The following is a 17,550-nucleotide window of genomic DNA, read 5'->3' on the forward strand; positions in this document are numbered from 1 at the left end:
CTATCGGTCCGAACGCTAGATTGGTTGTCGTGTCGGCGCCTCTGGAAGCGGTCAAACAGACCATGCGAACGCGCTGGCCGCTGTATCTGACGTCTGTGCTGTTGGCCAACGCCTTCGGCGCGGTGCTGGTGTGGGCCTTCATCCAATACGGTCTCCCGGTTCCCGAGGGCGATCCGGGTGGGGTGCGCCAGACCGGTCTGCTCGCACCGCTGCTCGTTTTCGGGGTCGCCGCGGTGCTGAGCATCTTCGCCGCCGCGCTCATGTTGCGGCCGGTGATGCGCTGGCAGATGCGCGGTGGCCCGCCGAGCCGACGTGAGCAGATGGCGGCGCTGCACGTGCCGCTGCGGCAGTCGATCGTGCACCTGGTGCTGTGGATCATCGGCGGCGGCATCCTGGCCGCGCTGATCATCGCCGAATCGCCGGAGCTGGCCGGCGCGGTGATCGTCACCGAATGTATGGCCGCCACCATCGTGTTCGGCTTCACCTACATGCTCGGCGAACGCATCCTGCGCCCGGTCGCCGCGGAAGCGCTCACCGAAGGCACCTTCGACCACACGCTCACCCCCGGTGTCGGCACGCGGATGGCGATGACCTGGGGCATGGGCACGTTCGCGCCGACCATCGCGATCGTGCTGCTGTGCGTCACCCAGATCTCCTCGGACGTGAAGTTCTCGGCGAAGTCCCTGGCGATCTCGATCCTGCTGCTGTGTGGCGTGGTGATCCTGCAGGCCCTGGCGCTGTCGATGCTCACCGGTTCCTCGATCTCGGACCCCGTGCGTCAGCTGTCCACCGCCATCAACAAGGTGCAGGCGGGCGCGCGTGATGTGCAGGTGGAGGTCTACGACGGCTCCGAGATCGGGCTGTTGCAGGTGGGCTTCAACCGGATGATGGACGAAGCGGCGAAGCGGCGAAAGCTGCAGGAGCTGTTCGGCCAGCACGTCGGCGAGGACGTGGCCCAGCGGGCCCTGGACTACGGCACCGAACTCGGTGGTGAGACCCGATTCGTGGCGGTGCTGTTCGTGGACATGGTCGGTTCGACCGCCGCGGCCGCCGAACGCCCACCGACCGAGGTGGTGAGCCTGCTCAACGAGTTCTTCCGGGTGGTGGTCGATGTGATCGACAGCCACCACGGTTTCGTCAACAAGTTCGTCGGCGACGCGGCACTGGCCATCTTCGGTGCCCCGCTCGACCGCCCCGACGCACCGAGTGCCGCCCTCGCCGCCGCCCGTGACCTGCGCGAAGCCCTGCGCGAGGTGACCACCCTCGACGTCGGCATCGGCGTCTCGGCGGGCCTGGCGGTCGCCGGAAACATCGGTGCCGCAAACCGTTTCGAATACACCGTGATCGGCGACCCCGTCAACGAGGCGTCGCGGCTCACCGAATTGGCCAAAGATCATCCCGGCCGCGTTCTCGCTTCGGGCAGCGCGCTCTACTTCGCCGACGAAAGCGAGCAGCAACATTGGATAACCGGAGACGAGGTCCAGTTGCGCGGAAGACGCCGAAAAACCCGCCTGGCCTGGCCGAAGTCCGCGATCGCCGCGCCGCGCACGGACGAGGAAGAGCACCTTCGCTAGGCGTACCTCCGCCTTCGCTCCGGCCGTGCGCAGTCTGCGGACGGCCGGAAGCCGACTGTGTTCATTAGGCTGAGACCGTGACGGCCGACGGCGACCTAGCAGGCGCACCGGCCGAGCGCCGCCGCCGGTTCCGGTGGGTCAAGTGGGTGCTCGGCGTGGTGGTCCTCGCGCTGCTCATCGGCGAAGGGATCTATTTATGGCCCCGCCTGCACGAATCGTGGCGCACGCTCACCGAGATCCACTGGGGTTGGCTGATCCTCTGCATCGTCCTGCAGGCGATCTCGATGAGCGGTTTCGGCCGAGTACAGAAACAACTGTTGCACGCGGGTGGGGTGGACGTCAGCCAGGGGAAATCGGTATCGGTGGTCTACGGCGCGACCGCGATGTCGCTGACGCTGCCCGCCGGCCAGGTCTTCTCCACCGCCTTCACCTACCGCCAGACCCGGCGCTGGGGCGCCAGCCCGATCGTCGCCTCCTGGCAGTTGGTCTTCTCCGGCGTGGTCGCCGCCGCCGGGCTGGCACTGATCGGGATCGCCGGAGCCGCGCTGGTCGGGCAGGGGATCGGGTTCAAATTCATCGTTTCGCTGGTGGTGCTCGGCCTTGTCCTGTTCGTCGGCAACTACCTCGCGCGCCATCCCGGCACCCTCGAGGCGATCCTGCGGCGGGTGCTCGCGCTGGTCAACCGGCTACGTAAGAAGCCCGCCGATCACGGCATCGCCAAGCTGGCCGAGCTCAGGGCCCAACTCGAGTCGGTCGACCTGGGGAAGAAGGACGCGGCGCTGGTCGGGGTGTGGGCGCTGGTGCACCGGTTCGCCGATGTGGCGTGTCTGGGCGCCGCGTGTTTCGCGGTCGGGGCCGATCCGAAGCTGTCCGGGCTGCTCATCGCGTTCGCGGCGGGCAAGGCGGTGGGGTCGATTCCATTCGCGCCGGGCGGCATCGTCTACGTGGACGCGACGCTGATCTACGGTCTCACCGCGGGCGCCGGGCTGCCCGCCGCGCAGGCCGTCGCTGCCGCGTTCGTCTACCGGCTGGTCAGCTTCATCCTGGTGGCCGTCGTCGGCTGGATCGTCTTCGCGTTCCTGTTCCGTAAGGACGACGACAAGGAATACGAGGAAGAGTTCAAGCAGCAGCGCCGGATCTGATCACCGCAGCGCGCGAATCGCCGCCCGCCAGCCCAGCAGGAACAACGCGAGCACGCAAGCCGCGACGATCACGAAACTCACCGCGACACCCTGCCCGCTGACGGCGCGCAAGACCATCCCGCCGATCAGTGTGCTCGCCCAGATCAGGATTCCGGTGGGCCACAACGCTGTTGCGTCGAACCGCGTTTTCCGCGCGAGGACCACCGCGAGCACCCATCCGAGAATCAGCCCTAACCCGAAGGGCCACACAGTCTTCAACAGCCCGGCGATCACAGCCTCATCGTGACTACGCCTTCCGATAGCGCAAAACACGATCACCAGCAGAGCATCGATACCGAACGGCGCGTATCTCTTCACGGACGTAGCGTAACCGGTCAAGATCGACTTCGAGGCCGGGTCATACCCACTGACCAGTGTTAACTCAGGGCTCCGGAGTGGCAAGGGACTTGAGCAGCACGGCCGCGAGTCGTGAAGTGGCGTCACCACTGTCGACGTCGGCGATGTGCACCGCGAAGACCAGATCACCCATCGTCGCCAGCAGCCAACCGTCGGTGCCGCCCGTCGCGGCGAAGGCGGTGATATCGCGGAATCCGCGCAGCGCAGCGGTTTCCGGCTTGCCGATGCCCTCGTGCATCATCGCACGCAACCGGTCGACCGCGGGCTGAGGCAAGGCGGGGACCGGCGTATCGGTGGTCCCCGGCTGGCCTGCCACGATCATCGGCGGCGCCACCGAGCCACGCGAAATGGCCGCCGCGGCAATCGCCATCCCGAACGGACTCACCTGCACCGCATCCGCGCCCGCGCCCTGACGCACCTGTTCGGTGCTGCGGCCGGGCGCGCTGATCCGCCCGGTCACCTCGTCGAGCCCGGCCACCTTGAAGTCGACGCCGACGCCGAGCGCGGTGGCCGCCTCGGCGGCTTCGGCCACCGTCACGTCCTGCGGCGGCTTGTTCTTGGTCGCCGCGGCGACCGCACGGAACAGCTCCATCGTGCCGCCCGCCGGGAACAGCCCGGTGAACGCGACCGGGCCCTTCTCGGTGGCGTAGGAGTTCTGCGCCACCGCCACGACCGCACCGGTGGAGGGCTGGATGGCCACAACGGTGGCCGGGGTCCCCGCGCTCACCACCGCGTCCTCGGCGGCACGCTGTAATCGCTGATCCATCGTCGCGGCGATATCGGGTCCCGCAGGCCCCTGATAACCGGCCACCTGGTTGACGAACCTGCCGTCGGCCTCGAAGATCTGCACACCCCAGCCCGCGGTCGCCTCGAGGCTGTCCTGCCACACCTTGCGCAGCGCATCGAGCATCGGCGAACGCGTGCGCCGGTCGGCGGAGATCAGTTTCGGCTGCTTCTCCATCACCACGCCCGCGATCTTGGCCATCCGCGGTTCCAGGATCGCGAAGTCACCGTCGCGCAGGTTCACCGCGACGATCGGCTGCCCCTGCGAGCCCGCGAGCTGCTGCATCAGCGACGGCCCGGTGATCAGCGGCGCGACCGGTTCGATGGCGTCGGCGAGCGCGTTGGTGGTGGCGACGAGGTCGCCGGTGCGGCTCGGGTCGATCTTGATGACATTGAGCGTCTGCTCGGTCATCAGCGCCTCGCCGGGCAGGTCGACGACCTTCGGCGGCGGCTTCGCGGTCGTGCGCACGAGCTTGACGGTGCGATTGTTCGCCAGCTGCGGCATCACCACCGCGGGCTCCCACGAGATCCGCCAGCCGATGGCGAGTTTGCGGACGGTGCCCTGCAGTGTGTAGGTCCAGTCCTTCTTCTCGCCGAAATTCCAGGCGACGTCCATGCTGAAGATCGCCGACTGCGGGTCGAGGTCGATGACCTGTGATGCCTCGTAGTCGACGGTGCCCGACTGCAGGCCCTCGAACATTTGCTTCATGGTTGCCGAAGCGGCGGCGGGGTACGAGGTCAGGTCAGCGGCCTTGCTGTAGTCCTGATCGTCGAGGAGGTCGGTGAACCGCCCGACCACCGTCTCCGACTCGCTCGTCTTCCCACCCACTCCGCACGAGCACAGCGCAATGGCGAGGGTCGCAACCCCCGCGATCGCCATTGCGCCCCGGACGCGAAAGCGGCGGGATCCCCACACATCCATATCGCCCACTCTTCACTCTTGCCACTCCGGTAACAAATCCACCGTACCGGAAGTTGACCCGTCTCCAATGCCCCGGTAGGCCGGGACGCTACCCGACCTCGACACCTCGATTGTGCCGGAAATCTCGCCCCGATGAGGACAGGATTTCCAACCTCGCCCAGTAAGCGGCAACAACTGCTGTGTCAACCGTACCGACAGCTACGCCGGGTGGTGCGGATCTCGCATTTGTCCGGCGATTCAACGTGAGGGTACCCAGGCCTACCGACAGCCAACCCCATGGGCACCCCCGTGCGAACCGGAATTCACCCGTTCACGCAGAGCGGAATCTCGCACACTCATATCGGCGTAATCTTGTAATCAACGCAACGTGCGTAAGACAGATTGCAGGTGATTTCCATGCGAAACGCTCATCGCGAACGCGGATTCGGCCGCCCCGGCGGCTGGCAGCAAGCCGACCTCCCCGATCCGGCCGACGCCCCCGACTGGTTCGCCGGACGATTGCCCGCCGACTGGTTCACCGGGCCGGTGGAGATCGAGATCGACCGCGACGAGATCGTCGTCGTCGGCGAACTCCCCCTCCCCGAGGACGCGAGCACCGCCACGAAAGAGGGCACCCTCGCCCGCTTCCGCGAGTCCACCCGGCCCGCGCGCATGCAGATCGCCGACGAGGCCCAGCGCCGTTACGGCCGCAGCGTCGCCTGGGGCGTGCGAGTGGACGGCCAACGAACCGTCTTCACCCACCTCGCCGTCCCCGTGATGACCCGCCTGCGCCAGCCCGAACGCCAGGTCCTCGACACCCTCATCGACGCAGGCGTAGCCCGCTCCCGCGCCGACGCCCTCGCCTGGACCGTCAAACTCGCGGGCAAGCACGCCGAAACCTGGCTGGCCGAACTCCGCGAGGCCATGCGCAAAGTCGACGACCTGCGTTCGGAGGGCCCAACGGGTCTGTGACTTAAGGTGGCCTGCATGGAAAGCGTGCAGGCCACTGGTCCGATCCTGGTCGTCAACGGGCCGAACCTGAACATGCTCGGCACCCGGCAGCCCGAGATCTACGGCGCCGACACCCTCGACGATGTCGTCGCCCTGTGCGAACAGACCGCCGCCCGCTTCGGCCGCACGGTGGTGGCCTTCCAGTCCAATCACGAAGGCGCCCTGATCGATCGGATCCAGCAGGCCCGCGGCGAGGCCTCTGCCATCGTCATCAACCCCGGCGGCCTCACCCACACCTCGGTCGCATTGCGCGACGCCCTGGTGATCCCGGAGGTGCCGATCGTGGAGGTGCACATCAGCAATGTGCACGCGCGCGAGGAGTTCCGGCACCACTCCTACATCTCCCCGATCGCGACCGCGGTCATCGCCGGCCTCGGCATCCAGGGTTACGCCGCCGCGATCGAGTACTGTGCCGCCTCTCCGCGAATTTAAGCCAGACCCAGGCGCGGGGCGATCCGAGGACGCGGCCGACGGCCCTACAGTGAGTGAGTCAGCCCGTGCCCGGTGAGTTACCCATGTTCTCGCGCAATCATGCGAGATGGAAAACCGGGAAACCGGGGGCGATCGCGGCAAGCTCTGCATCGGTCGCGTCCTTGGTGACGCCTTCGAAGAACTTGCCGACCTCCCAGCCCCACTTCTCCAGGTACAGCCGCAGCAGCGGGATCTTGTCGGCATCGGGAACCTCGGTGGCCGTGAACGTTTCGACCTTGCGACCGAGCCGCAGCTCACCCTCGCCTGCCACGCGCAGATTGCGCACCCACTGCACGTGCCCGCGCGGCGCGACCAGGTAGCGCTCGCCGTCGGCAGCCGTCATCACATTGACCATGGTGGTGCGCCATTCGCCGCTCTTGCGCCCGCGCACCGCGAGCAGTCGCGAACCCATGATGCTGATCCCCAACTTGGGCAGCAGGTTGGCGATCTTGTTGACGATCGGATCGATGCCGGTCGGGGGCAGGTGGCGGGTGTTGGTCATGTCGATCACTCCTCGAACTGTGAGCGCTGCTCTCTGTTGAGTACAAGCATGCGCGCGCCACCGGACAAAGTCAAGAGCAGTGCTCTCTGTTTCCGAAATGTCCAGTTTCGGCGAAAGTATTGCCGCTCAGCCTCGCGTGCCGAGGTCCAGCAATCGCGGGTTGCACTCAGCGTAGGCCGCCGCGTTTCGCTGCCTAGCCGTTGCAAGATCAAGATCTGACTTATGCAACGTGCCTCCTGATAGCGTGCCCTGCCCGACAGGCCCAGGCACCGCCCTTCTCGGGCGTCGTCGGTTCACGCCACCAGCGAGGCGTGAACTTCGGTTCCCGCGTCGACCGGGACGGTTTCACCGATACCAATAGGGTGTCGGTCAGTGCCTTCCCGTCGGCGGACATTGGTGACCCGGCCTCCTGCTCGGGGGTCCGGGGATCGTGAAAAGTTCTGTTGCACCGTCGGCCAGAGTGCGAGGTTGACGGCCGCGTTGTGGTCTCGGTCGGCGCGAAAACCGCACTCGCAGATGAACACTCGATCCGCCAACGACAACGTCGAATTGGGTACACCGCAGGCAGAGCACCGTTTACTAGACGGATACCAGCGATCCGCGACGGTGACCGTGCCGCCACGCCATTGCTGCTTGTAGACCAACAGCCGGGCGAAGTCGGCCCAGCCGACGTCGCTGATAGCGCGCGCCAAACGACGGTTGCCGAGCATTCCTGCCACATTCAGGTCTTCGACAACGAGCCGGTCGTGGGCTTTGACCAGCCTGTTAGCGATCTGATGGGCGAAATGACGTCGGATATTCGCGACTCGACAATGGTGGCGCCCCAGCCGGGCGGCCGCTTGCTGATAGTTGTGTGATCCCCTCTGTTTCCGTGACATCGATTTCGCCAGCCGACGTTGCCGACCCAGTTCGGTGGACAAAGGCTTAGGTGCGGCGGCGATACGTGCGCGTTCTGTTCCGTCGGCGGTCGCGGCGACAGCAAAGGCGGTCAGCCCGCGATCGATTCCGACCCAACCCCCATCATCGCCGCTTTTCCGTGCATGGTGGCGGCAAGTCGAGTGCAGTTCGGATGCCTCAGTGGCCAAGCTTCGGACTTCTTCCACGTGTTGAACGCGTTGATCAGGTCGAACCTTGTCCACGGAACCGGGGACTCCGGACCGATCTTACGTTTTGCGAGTGCGGACTTCGCGAAATGAAGGCTCTGATTGAACGCGCATCGGGCCGCACCGGCATGCCGAGCGAGCATGACGGACTGCTCGACTGTGGGGTCGAGACAATACCGGAAGGTCGTGTGGCGGCTCATCATCGAGAAGTGTGACATACGCCTCCGACACGGACAGCTCCGAACAGCGGTCCACTGCCTCATGTTTCATGTGGCATGAGGTCATCTACAACCGCATCGCGATGTTGCGCGCCGAGCGTGGCATCTCGCGGCGGGACCTGGCCGAGGCACTCGGTGTGCACTACCAGACCGTCGGCTACCTCGAGCGGGGCGAATACAGCCCCAGCCTGCACCTGGCCCTGCGCCTCGCGGCTTATTTCGAGGTAGCGGTGGAAGTGGTGTTCTCCACCGAGCCGTTCCCGAGGCTGGGCGCCGAGACCGCCTGAGCACGACCGAACCGTCCGGCAGCAACTGTGCCGGACGGTTTTGGTGTGTCATCGGCGAAGCAGCTGAAATGTCGAGGCCGACGTGCCGACGGCTCGGTCCCAGTAGGACGAAACCGATTCCGCCAGCACGGTATCCACGCCGACCGCGGTGCCGGTCTCCACGACATGCCGCGCACCGGCCGCCATCATCCGCAGGTAGGCCGCATCAGCGAGGCCGCCTTCCTCTGCCATCCCCGCCCACGCGGCGTACAGGTCGCCGAGACTGCCCAGTGAGCGCTGGGCGTAGGGCAGGAACCGAGCGATCTCGGAGCCGGACCGCTCGATGATCGCCAGCGCCTGTTCGTAGCCGAGCAGCAGCGGCAGGAACAGGGCGAGCATCGCCTGGTAGTAGACCTGGGCCGCACCGTCGTCGGCACCCAGATATTCCGCTGCCGCCAAGGGCCGCAACAACTCTCGCTGCGCCTCGAAGACTTCCGGGCGTCCGCTGTAGAAGATGTAAGCCGACGAGCCTGCGAGCTCTTCCGGCTGAGCCATCACCCCACCGGAGAGAAACTCACCACCTCGCGCCCGGACGAACGCCGCGCCTTCCCTGGTGCGCTGTGGGGAATCCGAGGACAGGTTGACCACGACCTTGCCGGTCAGATCGACGGAATCGAGGACCGCGTCCATCGCGTCGTAGTGGGTCAGGCTGAGCACGATGAGCTCGGCCGCCGCCACCGCCTCGGCGATCGAGTCGGCCCGCTCGGCGCCGAGCCCGTCGGCCTTCTCGGGGGTGCGGTTCCAGACCGTCACCGCGACTCCGGCCGCGAGATAGGCGCGCACGATCTGCTGCCCCATCGGGCCGAGCCCGACCACGGTGACGGATCGGCCCGGCATCAGGAGGCCTTGCCCAGCATCAGCGCGTAGGTCGAAACCGGTTCGCCCGCAGTCTCGCTCGCGGCGAGGGCCTTGCGCCAGTACGACTGGGCGAGGTGGGACAAGCCCGCGTCGACGCCGACTTCCTCGCTGGCGTCGATGATGTGCTGGGCGCCCGCGTCCATCATCTTCAGGCTCGCCAGGTCGGCCCAGCCGCCGTTCTGGTTGGCCTTGGAGAACTCGTCCATGAAGTACGGGAACGCCTCGCTCGCGCGGACCGCGAACGGTACGAACTGGGCGATATCGTGCCCGGACTTCGCGATCACGGCGGTCGCCTGGTCGAAGGCGAGCAGCCAGGGGTGGAAAATCGTCAGCAGCGCTTGGTAGTAGACCTGGGCGAGGCCGTCGTCGGCGCCGAGGTATTCCTGCGGGCTCAGCGGGCGCAGGAGTCCGGCGTGCGCGTCGAACACCGCTTTCGGCCCGCTGTAGAAGATGTAAGACGCGGGATGGGCGATATTGTCGCCCGCCGACATCACGCCGCCGGAGAAGAACTCGGCGCCGTGCTCGCGGACCCACTTCGCGCCTGCCCGCGCCTTCTCCGGGGAATCCGACGACAGGTTGGCGATGACCTTGCCCGGTAGGTGGTCGAGCGCCTGGCCGAGCACGTCGTACATGGCGTCGTAGTGGGTCAGGCTGAGCACGGAGACCTCGTTGGCGTCGAGCGCCTCGGCGACGGTGTCGGCGCGCTTGGCGCCCAGCGCCACCATGGCGTCGACCTTGGCGGTGCTGCGATTCCACACCGTCACCTCGACGCCTGCCTCGAGGAATGCCTTGACCATGGACTGACCCATCGGGCCGAGGCCGAGCACGGAAACGGCGGAGATTTTCTCGGACATGTTGTGGCCCTTCACTTTTCGATACTGGGTGATTCGGTGTCGCTTTCCATGGTGGTCGGCCCGGGTATCGTCGGGAAGACCGAACGTTGTGGTGTGGTTGCTTACCTAAAGGTTCGAAATACGGTCAGAAGGGTGTGGCGACGATGAACAGTGACGCAGATCACGATGTGTGCGGTATGAGCCTGGCCATCGACGTGGTCGGCGGTAAATGGAAGCTGCACCTGATGTGGGTGCTCGGCGGCGGACCGCAGCGGTTCGGTCAGATCCGGCGGCTGCTCGACGGTGTGAGCGAGAAGGTGCTCGCCGAGAACCTGCGGCATCTGGAGAGCACCGGCGTGGTGCATCGCGAGATCTTTCCCGAGATCCCCCCGCGCGTGGAGTACTCACTGACTCCCCTGGGCGAAACCTTGCGCCTGGCCTTGGAGCCGCTCGAAACCTGGGGCAACAGCAACCGTTCGGAACTGGCCGCCGTTACGCGAACCTCCGCACCGGAGACTGCGCCCTCTCGAATCGCGCTGTAACTCTCAGCGATTCGCGCAAGTTGTAACTACAAGTGCTCCAAGGCGATTCGCTCGCCGATCCGCTCGAGTAGCTCCGCCGCGGCACTGATCGAACGTGCCGGATCGGGTTCGAGGTCACTGAGCGGATAGCACGCGGCAAACCCGGCGGCTCGAATCTCCCCGGACGACAACAGGGTTCGCCCCACCGCCGCGATCACCGGTACCTTCGCCCGCTTCGCCGCCGCCGCCACCCCGACGGGCGCTTTCCCGTGCATGCTCTGATGATCCAGCGACCCCTCACCGGTGACGACCAGCGTGGCCTCGTCGAGCAACGCCGCGAATTCCAGCAGCTCGAGCAGCACATCGATCCCGCTGCGCACCTGCGCCCCCAACACCGCGAGCGCCCCGAACCCCGTGCCGCCCGCAGCACCGGCCCCACCGATCTCGGCGTACCCGGTGCCCAGCACCGCTGCCCAATTAGTCAGTCCCGCTTCGAGTTTCGTCATCTGCCGCGCGGTCGCGCCTTTCTGCGGCGCGTACACCGCCACCGCACCAGCCGGCCCGAGCAACGGATTGTCCACATCGCAGGCCAAGGTGAATCGCGCCGTCGCAACCGCCGGATGCAACCCGCCCCGATCCACCGAGGCAACCTGCTCGAGCATCACGGCCACATCCCCATACCCCGCCAATTCGAGCCCCTGCTGATCGAGCAACCGCAGCCCGAGCGCCCGCAACAACCCCGACCCGCCATCGGTCGAAGCACTGCCGCCGAGCCCGATCACGATCTCGCGAGCCCCCGCGTCGAGCGCGTGCGCGATCACCACGCCCAGCCCGAACGTGTCGGCCCGCAGCGGATCGAGCCGCCCACCCGGCAGTTTCACCAACCCCACCGCGACCGCGAGCTCCACCACCGCGGTGTCCCCACGCACCGCGTACACCGCCGTCGATTCCTCCCCGGTGGGTCCGGGCGCCGCCACTTCCACCCGCGTCCACCCCGACGCGACGAAAGCGTCGACCATTCCGTCTCCACCGTCGGCCACCGGCACACACCGCACCTCGGCCTTCGGCGCCCGCCGAGAAATCCCTCGCCGCAACGCCTCGGCAACCTCAGGCGCCGAAAGCGAACCCTTGAACTTGTCCGGAGCGAGCACAACAACCGGTGCAGGAGTCACTGTTCGGTTCCGCCTCTCCGCGTTTTCAGCGTGTCGTGTCGAGCTCGACCGTTCGCTGTCGGTCTGGTGTCAGGCGCGCAGCGGCTCGGAGGTGGTTGAGGAGTTACCCATGTTCTCACTTGATCAGTGGGTTGTCCTTATGAAGGCTGTAGCGTCATTGTATGGCGACCGAGGTCCGCAAGAACACCGCCCTCGAGCGGTTCGAACTCACTACCGACGGTCACCCCGCCGGCTACATCGAATACCAGGACACCGGCGACGAACGCGCCCTCGTCCACACCGAGATCTACCCCCGTTTCGAAGGCCGCGGACTGGCGAACGTACTGGTCGAAGCGACATTGGATGCCAGCCGCGAAGAGGGCTTCAGCGTTTTGCCGATGTGCCCGGTGGTCCTGCATTTCATCACCACCCATCCCGACTACATCGCCTACGTCCCGCAGCGGGCCAGAGAGTTGTTCGGTCTGCCTCAGTAGTGCGCGACGGCCCCGTCGACGGCCAGTTGCAGCTCTTCCTTGACGAGCCTGGCGATGTCGGCGGGCCGCTGCGGCAGTTCCAGAATCGGCGCCCGGAAGTAGGCCAGGCCCGACACGACCTCGGCCGCGGTCGGTTCGGCACCGGCCTCGTAGGCCCCGTAATGCATCCCCATGGCCACCAGCGCGGGTGCCGCGTCCAGCTTGGCCGCTCGAAAAGCGATATGCCCGATTCCGCTACCCACGGCCTGCACCTTGGTGTGATCTACCTCATTGCAGGTGCCCTCGGGGAAGATCGCGAGGTGATCACCGGCGGCCAACCGCTGCGCGCACACATCCATCATGCGCTGACCTGCGGCATTGACCGCGCGAATCCCGTGGTCCTTGCCGCGAAACACCGGAATCCCGCCCATCATGTCCACCTTGCGGCGCTGCTCGGGTTCGAGGAACAGCTCGTCCTTGGCCAGCACCCGCACCCGCCCGATCTTGGAACGCAACGGTGAGCGCCACGCCGTCGCCGCGACCGTGTACGGATCGCTGGTCGACAGATGATTGATCGCGTAGATCACCGGCCGCCCGCTGCGGATCAGCGTCTTCAACTGCTGTTTCGCGCCCTCGGCGAACCGCACCCGCGGCTGGAATCGCCGGGCCAACACCGCGTACGAGGCCAACGCCTTCCACCTGTTCTGCTGATGCCGCAGGTAGTAGTCGTACACGGCGTCGTTGTCGTCGAGCAGGACGGCGGGCGAGTGCATAGCGCGACCCTACCGGGCGATCCGTGGCGTGCGCGCGGGATGAAATTCCGGTTCCGATCCGGTCCGCGGGAAGCGCGCACCGCCGCCGAAAATGCGATGATGGCTCGGTGGCAGGCGGAGACGACCCGGACGAGCGCCGGACTCGCGACGGGCACGGCGACGATCGGCGGCGCGGTCAACCCGCGCTGAGCGTGCGCGCGGGCAACCTGCTGGTGTCCGCGATCGACCTGGTGGAACCCACTTTCCGGCGCACCGTCGTGTACGTGATCGAGCACAACGACGCGGGCAGTCTGGGCGTGGTGCTGAACCGGCCGAGCGAGACCCCGGTCGTGGATGTGCTGCCCGCCTGGGCCGATCTGGCCGCGTCACCGACCGACCTCTATATCGGCGGCCCGGTCAAACGCGATGCCGCGCTGTGTCTGGCGGTGCTGCGCGCGGGTGTCGACATCTCCGATATTCGTGGCCTGCGCCGCGTCGACGGCCGGGTGGTGCTGGTCGACCTGGACGCCGACCCCGCCGAGATCGGCCCGCTCGTCGAGCAGCTGCGGGTTTTCGCCGGGTACGCGGGCTGGTCGATGGGCCAGCTCGACGGCGAACTCGACAACGACGACTGGATTGTGGTGTCGGCGCTGCCCTCGGATCCGATCGCCACCGACCGCCACGATCTGTGGGCCGCGGTGCTGCGCCGTCAACCGTTGCCGCTGGCTCTGCTCGCCACCCACCCGATTGAACTCGAACGCAACTGACCTCGTTACTCCTGCAGACACGAGGAGTGACACATGAATTACGACGAGCAGTGACCAGGGCCGCCGATGAACGATGGTCGCGACGAACTGATGCGCGCGCTCTACGCCGAGCACGCACCCGCACTATGGCGCTTCACCCTGGGGTTGGTGCGCGATCCGGGCCGGGCCGAGGACATCGTGCAGGAGACCCTGCTGCGCGCCTGGCAACGCCCCGCCGTGCTCGAACAGACCGACACCTCGCCGCGCGCCTGGCTGTTCACCGTGGCCCGTAATCTCGCGGTCGACGAACACCGCAGCGCGCGCAATCGCCGCGAGTTCGGCACCGACACCCCGCCGGAGCAGGTGAGCCCCGACCAATCGGATCGGGCCCTCGACGGCTGGCTGGTGGCCGACGCCCTGAACACGTTGAGCCCGGATCATCGCGAGGTGATCGTGCGTGCCTACTATCGCGGCCTCGGCATGGCCCAGATCGCCGACGAACTGGGCATACCACCGGGGACGGTGAAATCGCGCCTGCACTACGGCATGCGTGCCATGCGACTGGCGCTTCAGGAGATGGGGGTGACGAACCGATGACCGACCTCGCTGACGAGTACAGCACCTGGGACGCTGCCTATGTCCTCGGTTCGCTTGGCGCCGCCGAGCGGCGCGAATACGAAACACACCTGACCGATTGCGCGCACTGCCAGCAGGCGGTGGCCGAACTGTCCGGGATGCCCGGCATGCTCGGGCTGGTCGACCGCGATACCGCGCTGTCGATGATCGGCTCACCCGAACCACTCGCGCCGCAGGTCCCCGACTTGATCCCCTCGTTGGCCGCGGCCGCCGAACGGAAACGGAAGCGGCGACGCTGGGCAGGTGTCGGGAGCGCGATGGCGGCTGCCGCGGCCGCGGTGGCGATCGCGATTCCGGTGACGATGACCGTTGCCCGCTCGGACACGCCGACCGAGCAGATCGTCGCCGAACAGCAGATGCAGGCGGTGGAGCAGACACCGGTGAGCGCGCAGGTGAAGCTGGTCCGCGACGGTGACCGCACGCGCCTGGTGATGACCTGCCGCTACGCGCCGAGCGCCTACGGTTCCAGCTACACCCGCACGTACGGGCTGGTGGTGACCGCGGGTGAGCAGCGGTTCGAGCTCGACCAGTGGCCCGCGGGCCCCGGTACGGAACTGACGGTGGATCGCACCATCGACGCCCCGCCGGATTCGATCAGCAAGGTGGAGATCACTTCCGTCGATTCCGGGCGGACGGTGTTGGTCGCCCAGGTCTGAACACACAAACGGTCCGGCCTCCGTCTTGGAGGCCGGACTGTTTGTGCGACAGACTATTTCGCTTGTTTGCGGAAGATCGACTTCGACCAGAGGAAGCCGCCGGCCGCGATCACCGCGCACCAGGCCAGCGAGACCCAGCCGTTGATGCCGATCTCGGTGCCCATCAGCAGCCCGCGCAGGGTTTCGGTGATGGGCGTGAAGGGCTGGTACTCGGCGAACTGGCGCAACCCGACCGGCATGGTGTCGGTGGCCACCAAGCCGCTGCCGAGAAACGGCATCATCACGATCGGAAACGGTGCGTTGCTGGCACTTTCGACATTGGGTGAGATCAGGCCGAGCGCGATGGCGAGCCAGGAGAACGCGAAGGTCACCAGCACGAGCAGACCGAGCGCGGCGACCCACTCCACGACATCGGCGTTGGGCCGGAACCCGATCAGCAGTGCCACGCCGGTCATCACGGCGATGCCGCCGATGGCCTGCAGCAGCGAGCCGAGCACCTGCCCGGTGAGCATCGACGACTGCGAAATCGACATCACCCGAAAGCGATTCACGATTCCCTTGCTCGCGTCACTGGCGATCGACACCGCTACCGACACCGTCATGTACGCGGGCAGCAGCAACATCATGCCGGGCGCCAGATAGTCGATGTAATTACCGCCTGACGACTTCTCCAAGGCGCCGCCGAACACGAAGTTGAAGATCAGCAACAGCACGGTCGGCATGATGATGATGCTGAAGACCATGCTCGGATAGCGCTTCGCGTGAATTATATTGCGCCGCAACATCGTCATCGTGTCGGCGAAAGCGTACGAGTTGGACTTGATCTGGGTGGTCATCGCAGTGACTCCTGCTCGGTGGTGGTGGTACGGCCGGTAAGAGTGAGGAAGACGTCGTCGAGGTTCGGGGTGTGCACGGAAATGCCGCCCGCTTCGATGTTTTCGGCATCGAGCACATCGAGCACCGCGCGCAGCGAGCGCACGCCACCGTCGCCCGGCACCGCGAGGGTGAGCCCGTCGCTGCCTTCGAGTACCTGGGCGGTGGAGCCGAACGCGTAACGGGCGGCGTCGAGGGCGGCTTGTGCACTGAAATCGATGCGGATGTGGCCGCCGGGGATCAGCCGTTTCAGTTCTGCCGCAGTGCCTTCGGCGACGATCTGACCGTGGTCGAGCACCGCGATGCGGTCGGCCAGGTGGTCGGCCTCCTCCAGATACTGGGTGGTGAGGAACACCGTGACGCCGAGGTCGTCGACCAGGGCGCGGATGATGTCCCAGATGGCGCGCCGGCTGCGCGGGTCGAGACCGGTGGTCGGCTCGTCGAGGAAGATCACCTGCGGGTTGCCCACCAGCGTCATCGCCAGGTCGAGCCTGCGAGTCATGCCACCGGAATAGGTACTCGCGGGCTTGTCCGCGGCCTCGACCAGGTCGAAGCGTTCCAGCAGTTCAGTTGCCAGACTGCGGGTTTCGCGCTTCGGGAGGTGGTTCAGGTCGCCCATCATCTGCAGGTTCTCGCGACCGGTCAGCAGTTCGTCGACCGCGGCGAACTGTCCGGTGACACCGATCATGCGGCGCACTCCGGCCGCGTCGGTCACCACGTCGTGGCCGCCGACGGTGATCTCGCCGGCGTCGGCGTCGATCAGCGTGGTGAGGATCTGCACGGTGGTGGTCTTGCCCGCGCCGTTGGGGCCGAGCAGCGAGAAGACGGTGCCCTCGGCGACGGTGATGTCGATGCCGTCGAGAACTGTTTTGTCGCCGTAGGCCTTGTGCAGGCCGCGTGCGGTGATGGCCGAGTTGACCATGGTCGTCCCTTTCCAGAAGATTACATTCATTGGTGCGAATAAGTGCATGTTTGATCCACACAGCCCCCAGGGGCTGCGGTGCTCGGTTGGGTATGTGGTTGTCGCCGAAGGGCTTAGATGTCGAGTTCCTCGACCTTGGGATGCGCGGTCATGTCCTCGACCTTGCGGTAGAGCTTGTCGGGGACGCGCCCCTTCAGATCCTTCAGGTCATCGAGGATCTCGTAGTCGTAGTCGCCCCAGTCCCACGGTGCGCCGATGCCGAACATGCGGCGCCAGTACTTCCATTCCTTCATGTCACCGGCCGCCTCACCGGTCGGGTAGTCCTCCCACTTCGCCGAGTGCGTGTAGAGCACGAGCTTGCCCTTGCGACTGCGATACACCGCCTGGTGCAGCGCCTGCTTGTCACCGGCATCGCGCCATTCGCCCAGCAGTGAGCCCTGGAAGCGCACCTGCCGGACACCGTCGCGACCCACCTGCAACGTGATCTCCTCGAAGCCGGCCTCACGGCCTTCTTCCAACTCGATGAGCCTGCGCAGCGCGCTGACCACAGTGCTCGAGAGGTTGCCGCCGACGAGCTCCTGAGCCCGCTGGAACACGGGGAGATCGTCGTCGGCTACGTAGATCGTCTTGTTGGGCATGAACTCACTATACGTATAAGTGTACGTACACACAAGGGGTGGATTCGGCCCACCCTCTGAACTC

At 66.3% G+C, this 17,550-nt stretch carries 22 protein-coding genes; 10 read left to right on the plus strand and 12 right to left on the minus strand.

What is annotated here, in order from left to right; all coding sequences use genetic code 11:
• Positions 1 to 62 precede the first annotated feature (62 nt).
• A complete protein-coding gene (locus ACFW6D_RS16045) occupies positions 63 to 1,574 on the plus strand; it encodes an adenylate/guanylate cyclase domain-containing protein (protein ID WP_379329010.1) in 1,512 nt (503 codons plus the stop codon).
• A 77-nt stretch (positions 1,575 to 1,651) separates the two neighbouring features.
• The gene (locus ACFW6D_RS16050; RefSeq protein WP_379328802.1) at positions 1,652 to 2,716 is read left to right on the plus strand and encodes a YbhN family protein; all 1,065 of its coding nucleotides are present in this window, start codon (positions 1,652 to 1,654) and stop codon (positions 2,714 to 2,716) included.
• On the opposite strand, the gene ACFW6D_RS16055 is transcribed toward ACFW6D_RS16050, so the two are convergent.
• Together ACFW6D_RS16055 and ACFW6D_RS16060 are read right to left on the minus strand one after the other, a co-directional pair.
• Positions 2,717 to 3,073: a DUF3054 domain-containing protein gene (locus tag ACFW6D_RS16055; protein ID WP_379328804.1), complete on the minus strand. Its 357-nt coding sequence runs from the start codon at positions 3,071 to 3,073 to the stop codon at positions 2,717 to 2,719.
• A 64-nt stretch (positions 3,074 to 3,137) separates the two neighbouring features.
• The gene (locus tag ACFW6D_RS16060; RefSeq protein WP_379328805.1) at positions 3,138 to 4,817 is read right to left on the minus strand and encodes an NTF2-like N-terminal transpeptidase domain-containing protein; all 1,680 of its coding nucleotides are present in this window, start codon (positions 4,815 to 4,817) and stop codon (positions 3,138 to 3,140) included.
• Between the two features lie 396 nt (positions 4,818 to 5,213).
• On the opposite strand from ACFW6D_RS16060, the gene ACFW6D_RS16065 reads away from it, so the two are divergent.
• Positions 5,214 to 5,768 carry a hypothetical protein gene (locus ACFW6D_RS16065; RefSeq protein ID WP_379328807.1) on the plus strand — a complete coding sequence of 185 codons (555 nt, stop codon included), beginning with the start codon at positions 5,214 to 5,216 and terminating at the stop codon, positions 5,766 to 5,768.
• A 15-nt stretch (positions 5,769 to 5,783) separates the two neighbouring features.
• Positions 5,784 to 6,239, plus strand: a complete 456-nt coding sequence (aroQ, locus tag ACFW6D_RS16070) for a type II 3-dehydroquinate dehydratase (protein WP_379328809.1) — start codon at positions 5,784 to 5,786, stop codon at positions 6,237 to 6,239.
• A gap of 97 nt (positions 6,240 to 6,336) precedes the next feature.
• Here the strand turns inward: aroQ and ACFW6D_RS16075 are convergent, their stop codons facing one another.
• The 3 genes from ACFW6D_RS16075 to ACFW6D_RS16085 all read right to left on the minus strand — a co-directional run bounded on the left by ACFW6D_RS16075 (position 6,337) and on the right by ACFW6D_RS16085 (position 8,146).
• Entirely contained in the window at positions 6,337 to 6,780 is a 444-nt protein-coding gene (locus tag ACFW6D_RS16075) for a nitroreductase family deazaflavin-dependent oxidoreductase (protein ID WP_379328811.1), read from the minus strand.
• Between the two features lie 293 nt (positions 6,781 to 7,073).
• Complete coding sequence (locus tag ACFW6D_RS16080) at positions 7,074 to 7,865, minus strand: RNA-guided endonuclease InsQ/TnpB family protein (protein WP_379328814.1); 792 nt, start codon at positions 7,863 to 7,865, stop codon at positions 7,074 to 7,076.
• Entirely contained in the window at positions 7,769 to 8,146 is a 378-nt protein-coding gene (locus ACFW6D_RS16085; RefSeq protein ID WP_379328816.1) for a helix-turn-helix domain-containing protein, read from the minus strand. Before ACFW6D_RS16085 ends, ACFW6D_RS16080 begins: the two co-directional genes overlap by 97 nt.
• Positions 8,147 to 8,151: 5 nt before the next feature.
• Here ACFW6D_RS16085 and ACFW6D_RS16090 point away from each other — a divergent pair, with 5 nt between their 5' ends.
• The gene (locus ACFW6D_RS16090; protein WP_379328818.1) at positions 8,152 to 8,388 is read left to right on the plus strand and encodes a helix-turn-helix transcriptional regulator; all 237 of its coding nucleotides are present in this window, start codon (positions 8,152 to 8,154) and stop codon (positions 8,386 to 8,388) included.
• 48 nt (positions 8,389 to 8,436) lie between these two features.
• Here the strand turns inward: ACFW6D_RS16090 and ACFW6D_RS16095 are convergent, their stop codons facing one another.
• Both ACFW6D_RS16095 and ACFW6D_RS16100 read right to left on the minus strand, forming a co-directional pair.
• Entirely contained in the window at positions 8,437 to 9,264 is an 828-nt protein-coding gene (locus tag ACFW6D_RS16095) for an NAD(P)-dependent oxidoreductase (protein ID WP_379328820.1), read from the minus strand.
• Positions 9,264 to 10,139, minus strand: a complete 876-nt coding sequence (locus ACFW6D_RS16100; RefSeq protein ID WP_379328822.1) for an NAD(P)-dependent oxidoreductase — start codon at positions 10,137 to 10,139, stop codon at positions 9,264 to 9,266. Before ACFW6D_RS16100 ends, ACFW6D_RS16095 begins: the two co-directional genes overlap by 1 nt.
• Positions 10,140 to 10,282: 143 nt before the next feature.
• On the opposite strand from ACFW6D_RS16100, the gene ACFW6D_RS16105 reads away from it, so the two are divergent.
• Positions 10,283 to 10,660: a winged helix-turn-helix transcriptional regulator gene (locus tag ACFW6D_RS16105; RefSeq protein WP_379328824.1), complete on the plus strand. Its 378-nt coding sequence runs from the start codon at positions 10,283 to 10,285 to the stop codon at positions 10,658 to 10,660.
• A gap of 26 nt (positions 10,661 to 10,686) precedes the next feature.
• On the opposite strand, the gene ACFW6D_RS16110 is transcribed toward ACFW6D_RS16105, so the two are convergent.
• On the minus strand, positions 10,687 to 11,811 hold the full coding sequence (locus tag ACFW6D_RS16110) for a glycerate kinase (protein ID WP_379328826.1): 1,125 nt from the start codon (positions 11,809 to 11,811) through the stop codon (positions 10,687 to 10,689).
• Positions 11,812 to 11,972: 161 nt separating this feature from the next.
• On the opposite strand from ACFW6D_RS16110, the gene ACFW6D_RS16115 reads away from it, so the two are divergent.
• The gene (locus tag ACFW6D_RS16115; protein ID WP_379328828.1) at positions 11,973 to 12,284 is read left to right on the plus strand and encodes a GNAT family N-acetyltransferase; all 312 of its coding nucleotides are present in this window, start codon (positions 11,973 to 11,975) and stop codon (positions 12,282 to 12,284) included.
• On the opposite strand, the gene ACFW6D_RS16120 is transcribed toward ACFW6D_RS16115, so the two are convergent.
• Positions 12,278 to 13,036, minus strand: a complete 759-nt coding sequence (locus tag ACFW6D_RS16120) for a lysophospholipid acyltransferase family protein (protein WP_379328830.1) — start codon at positions 13,034 to 13,036, stop codon at positions 12,278 to 12,280. The genes ACFW6D_RS16115 and ACFW6D_RS16120 overlap by 7 nt on opposite strands.
• Positions 13,037 to 13,143: 107 nt before the next feature.
• Here ACFW6D_RS16120 and ACFW6D_RS16125 point away from each other — a divergent pair, with 107 nt between their 5' ends.
• The 3 genes from ACFW6D_RS16125 (at position 13,144) to ACFW6D_RS16135 (ending at position 15,053) form a co-directional block, all read left to right on the plus strand.
• A complete protein-coding gene (locus tag ACFW6D_RS16125; protein ID WP_379328832.1) occupies positions 13,144 to 13,782 on the plus strand; it encodes a YqgE/AlgH family protein in 639 nt (212 codons plus the stop codon).
• Between the two features lie 66 nt (positions 13,783 to 13,848).
• Positions 13,849 to 14,358: a sigma-70 family RNA polymerase sigma factor gene (locus ACFW6D_RS16130; protein WP_379328834.1), complete on the plus strand. Its 510-nt coding sequence runs from the start codon at positions 13,849 to 13,851 to the stop codon at positions 14,356 to 14,358.
• Positions 14,355 to 15,053, plus strand: coding sequence for a zf-HC2 domain-containing protein (locus ACFW6D_RS16135; RefSeq protein WP_379328836.1), 699 nt, complete (start codon positions 14,355 to 14,357; stop codon positions 15,051 to 15,053). The genes ACFW6D_RS16130 and ACFW6D_RS16135 overlap by 4 nt, the downstream gene beginning before the upstream one ends.
• Positions 15,054 to 15,106: 53 nt before the next feature.
• Here the strand turns inward: ACFW6D_RS16135 and ACFW6D_RS16140 are convergent, their stop codons facing one another.
• From ACFW6D_RS16140 to ACFW6D_RS16150, 3 genes are all read right to left on the minus strand, one after another.
• Positions 15,107 to 15,889 carry an ABC transporter permease gene (locus ACFW6D_RS16140; protein WP_379328838.1) on the minus strand — a complete coding sequence of 261 codons (783 nt, stop codon included), beginning with the start codon at positions 15,887 to 15,889 and terminating at the stop codon, positions 15,107 to 15,109.
• On the minus strand, positions 15,886 to 16,848 hold the full coding sequence (locus ACFW6D_RS16145) for an ATP-binding cassette domain-containing protein (RefSeq protein ID WP_379328840.1): 963 nt from the start codon (positions 16,846 to 16,848) through the stop codon (positions 15,886 to 15,888). The genes ACFW6D_RS16140 and ACFW6D_RS16145 overlap by 4 nt, the downstream gene beginning before the upstream one ends.
• A gap of 113 nt (positions 16,849 to 16,961) precedes the next feature.
• Positions 16,962 to 17,486, minus strand: coding sequence for an EXLDI protein (locus ACFW6D_RS16150; protein WP_379328842.1), 525 nt, complete (start codon positions 17,484 to 17,486; stop codon positions 16,962 to 16,964).
• Positions 17,487 to 17,550 lie beyond the last annotated feature (64 nt).

It is taken from the genome of Nocardia sp. NPDC058705 (genome assembly GCF_042749305.1).
Lineage (GTDB): Bacteria > Actinomycetota > Actinomycetes > Mycobacteriales > Mycobacteriaceae > Nocardia.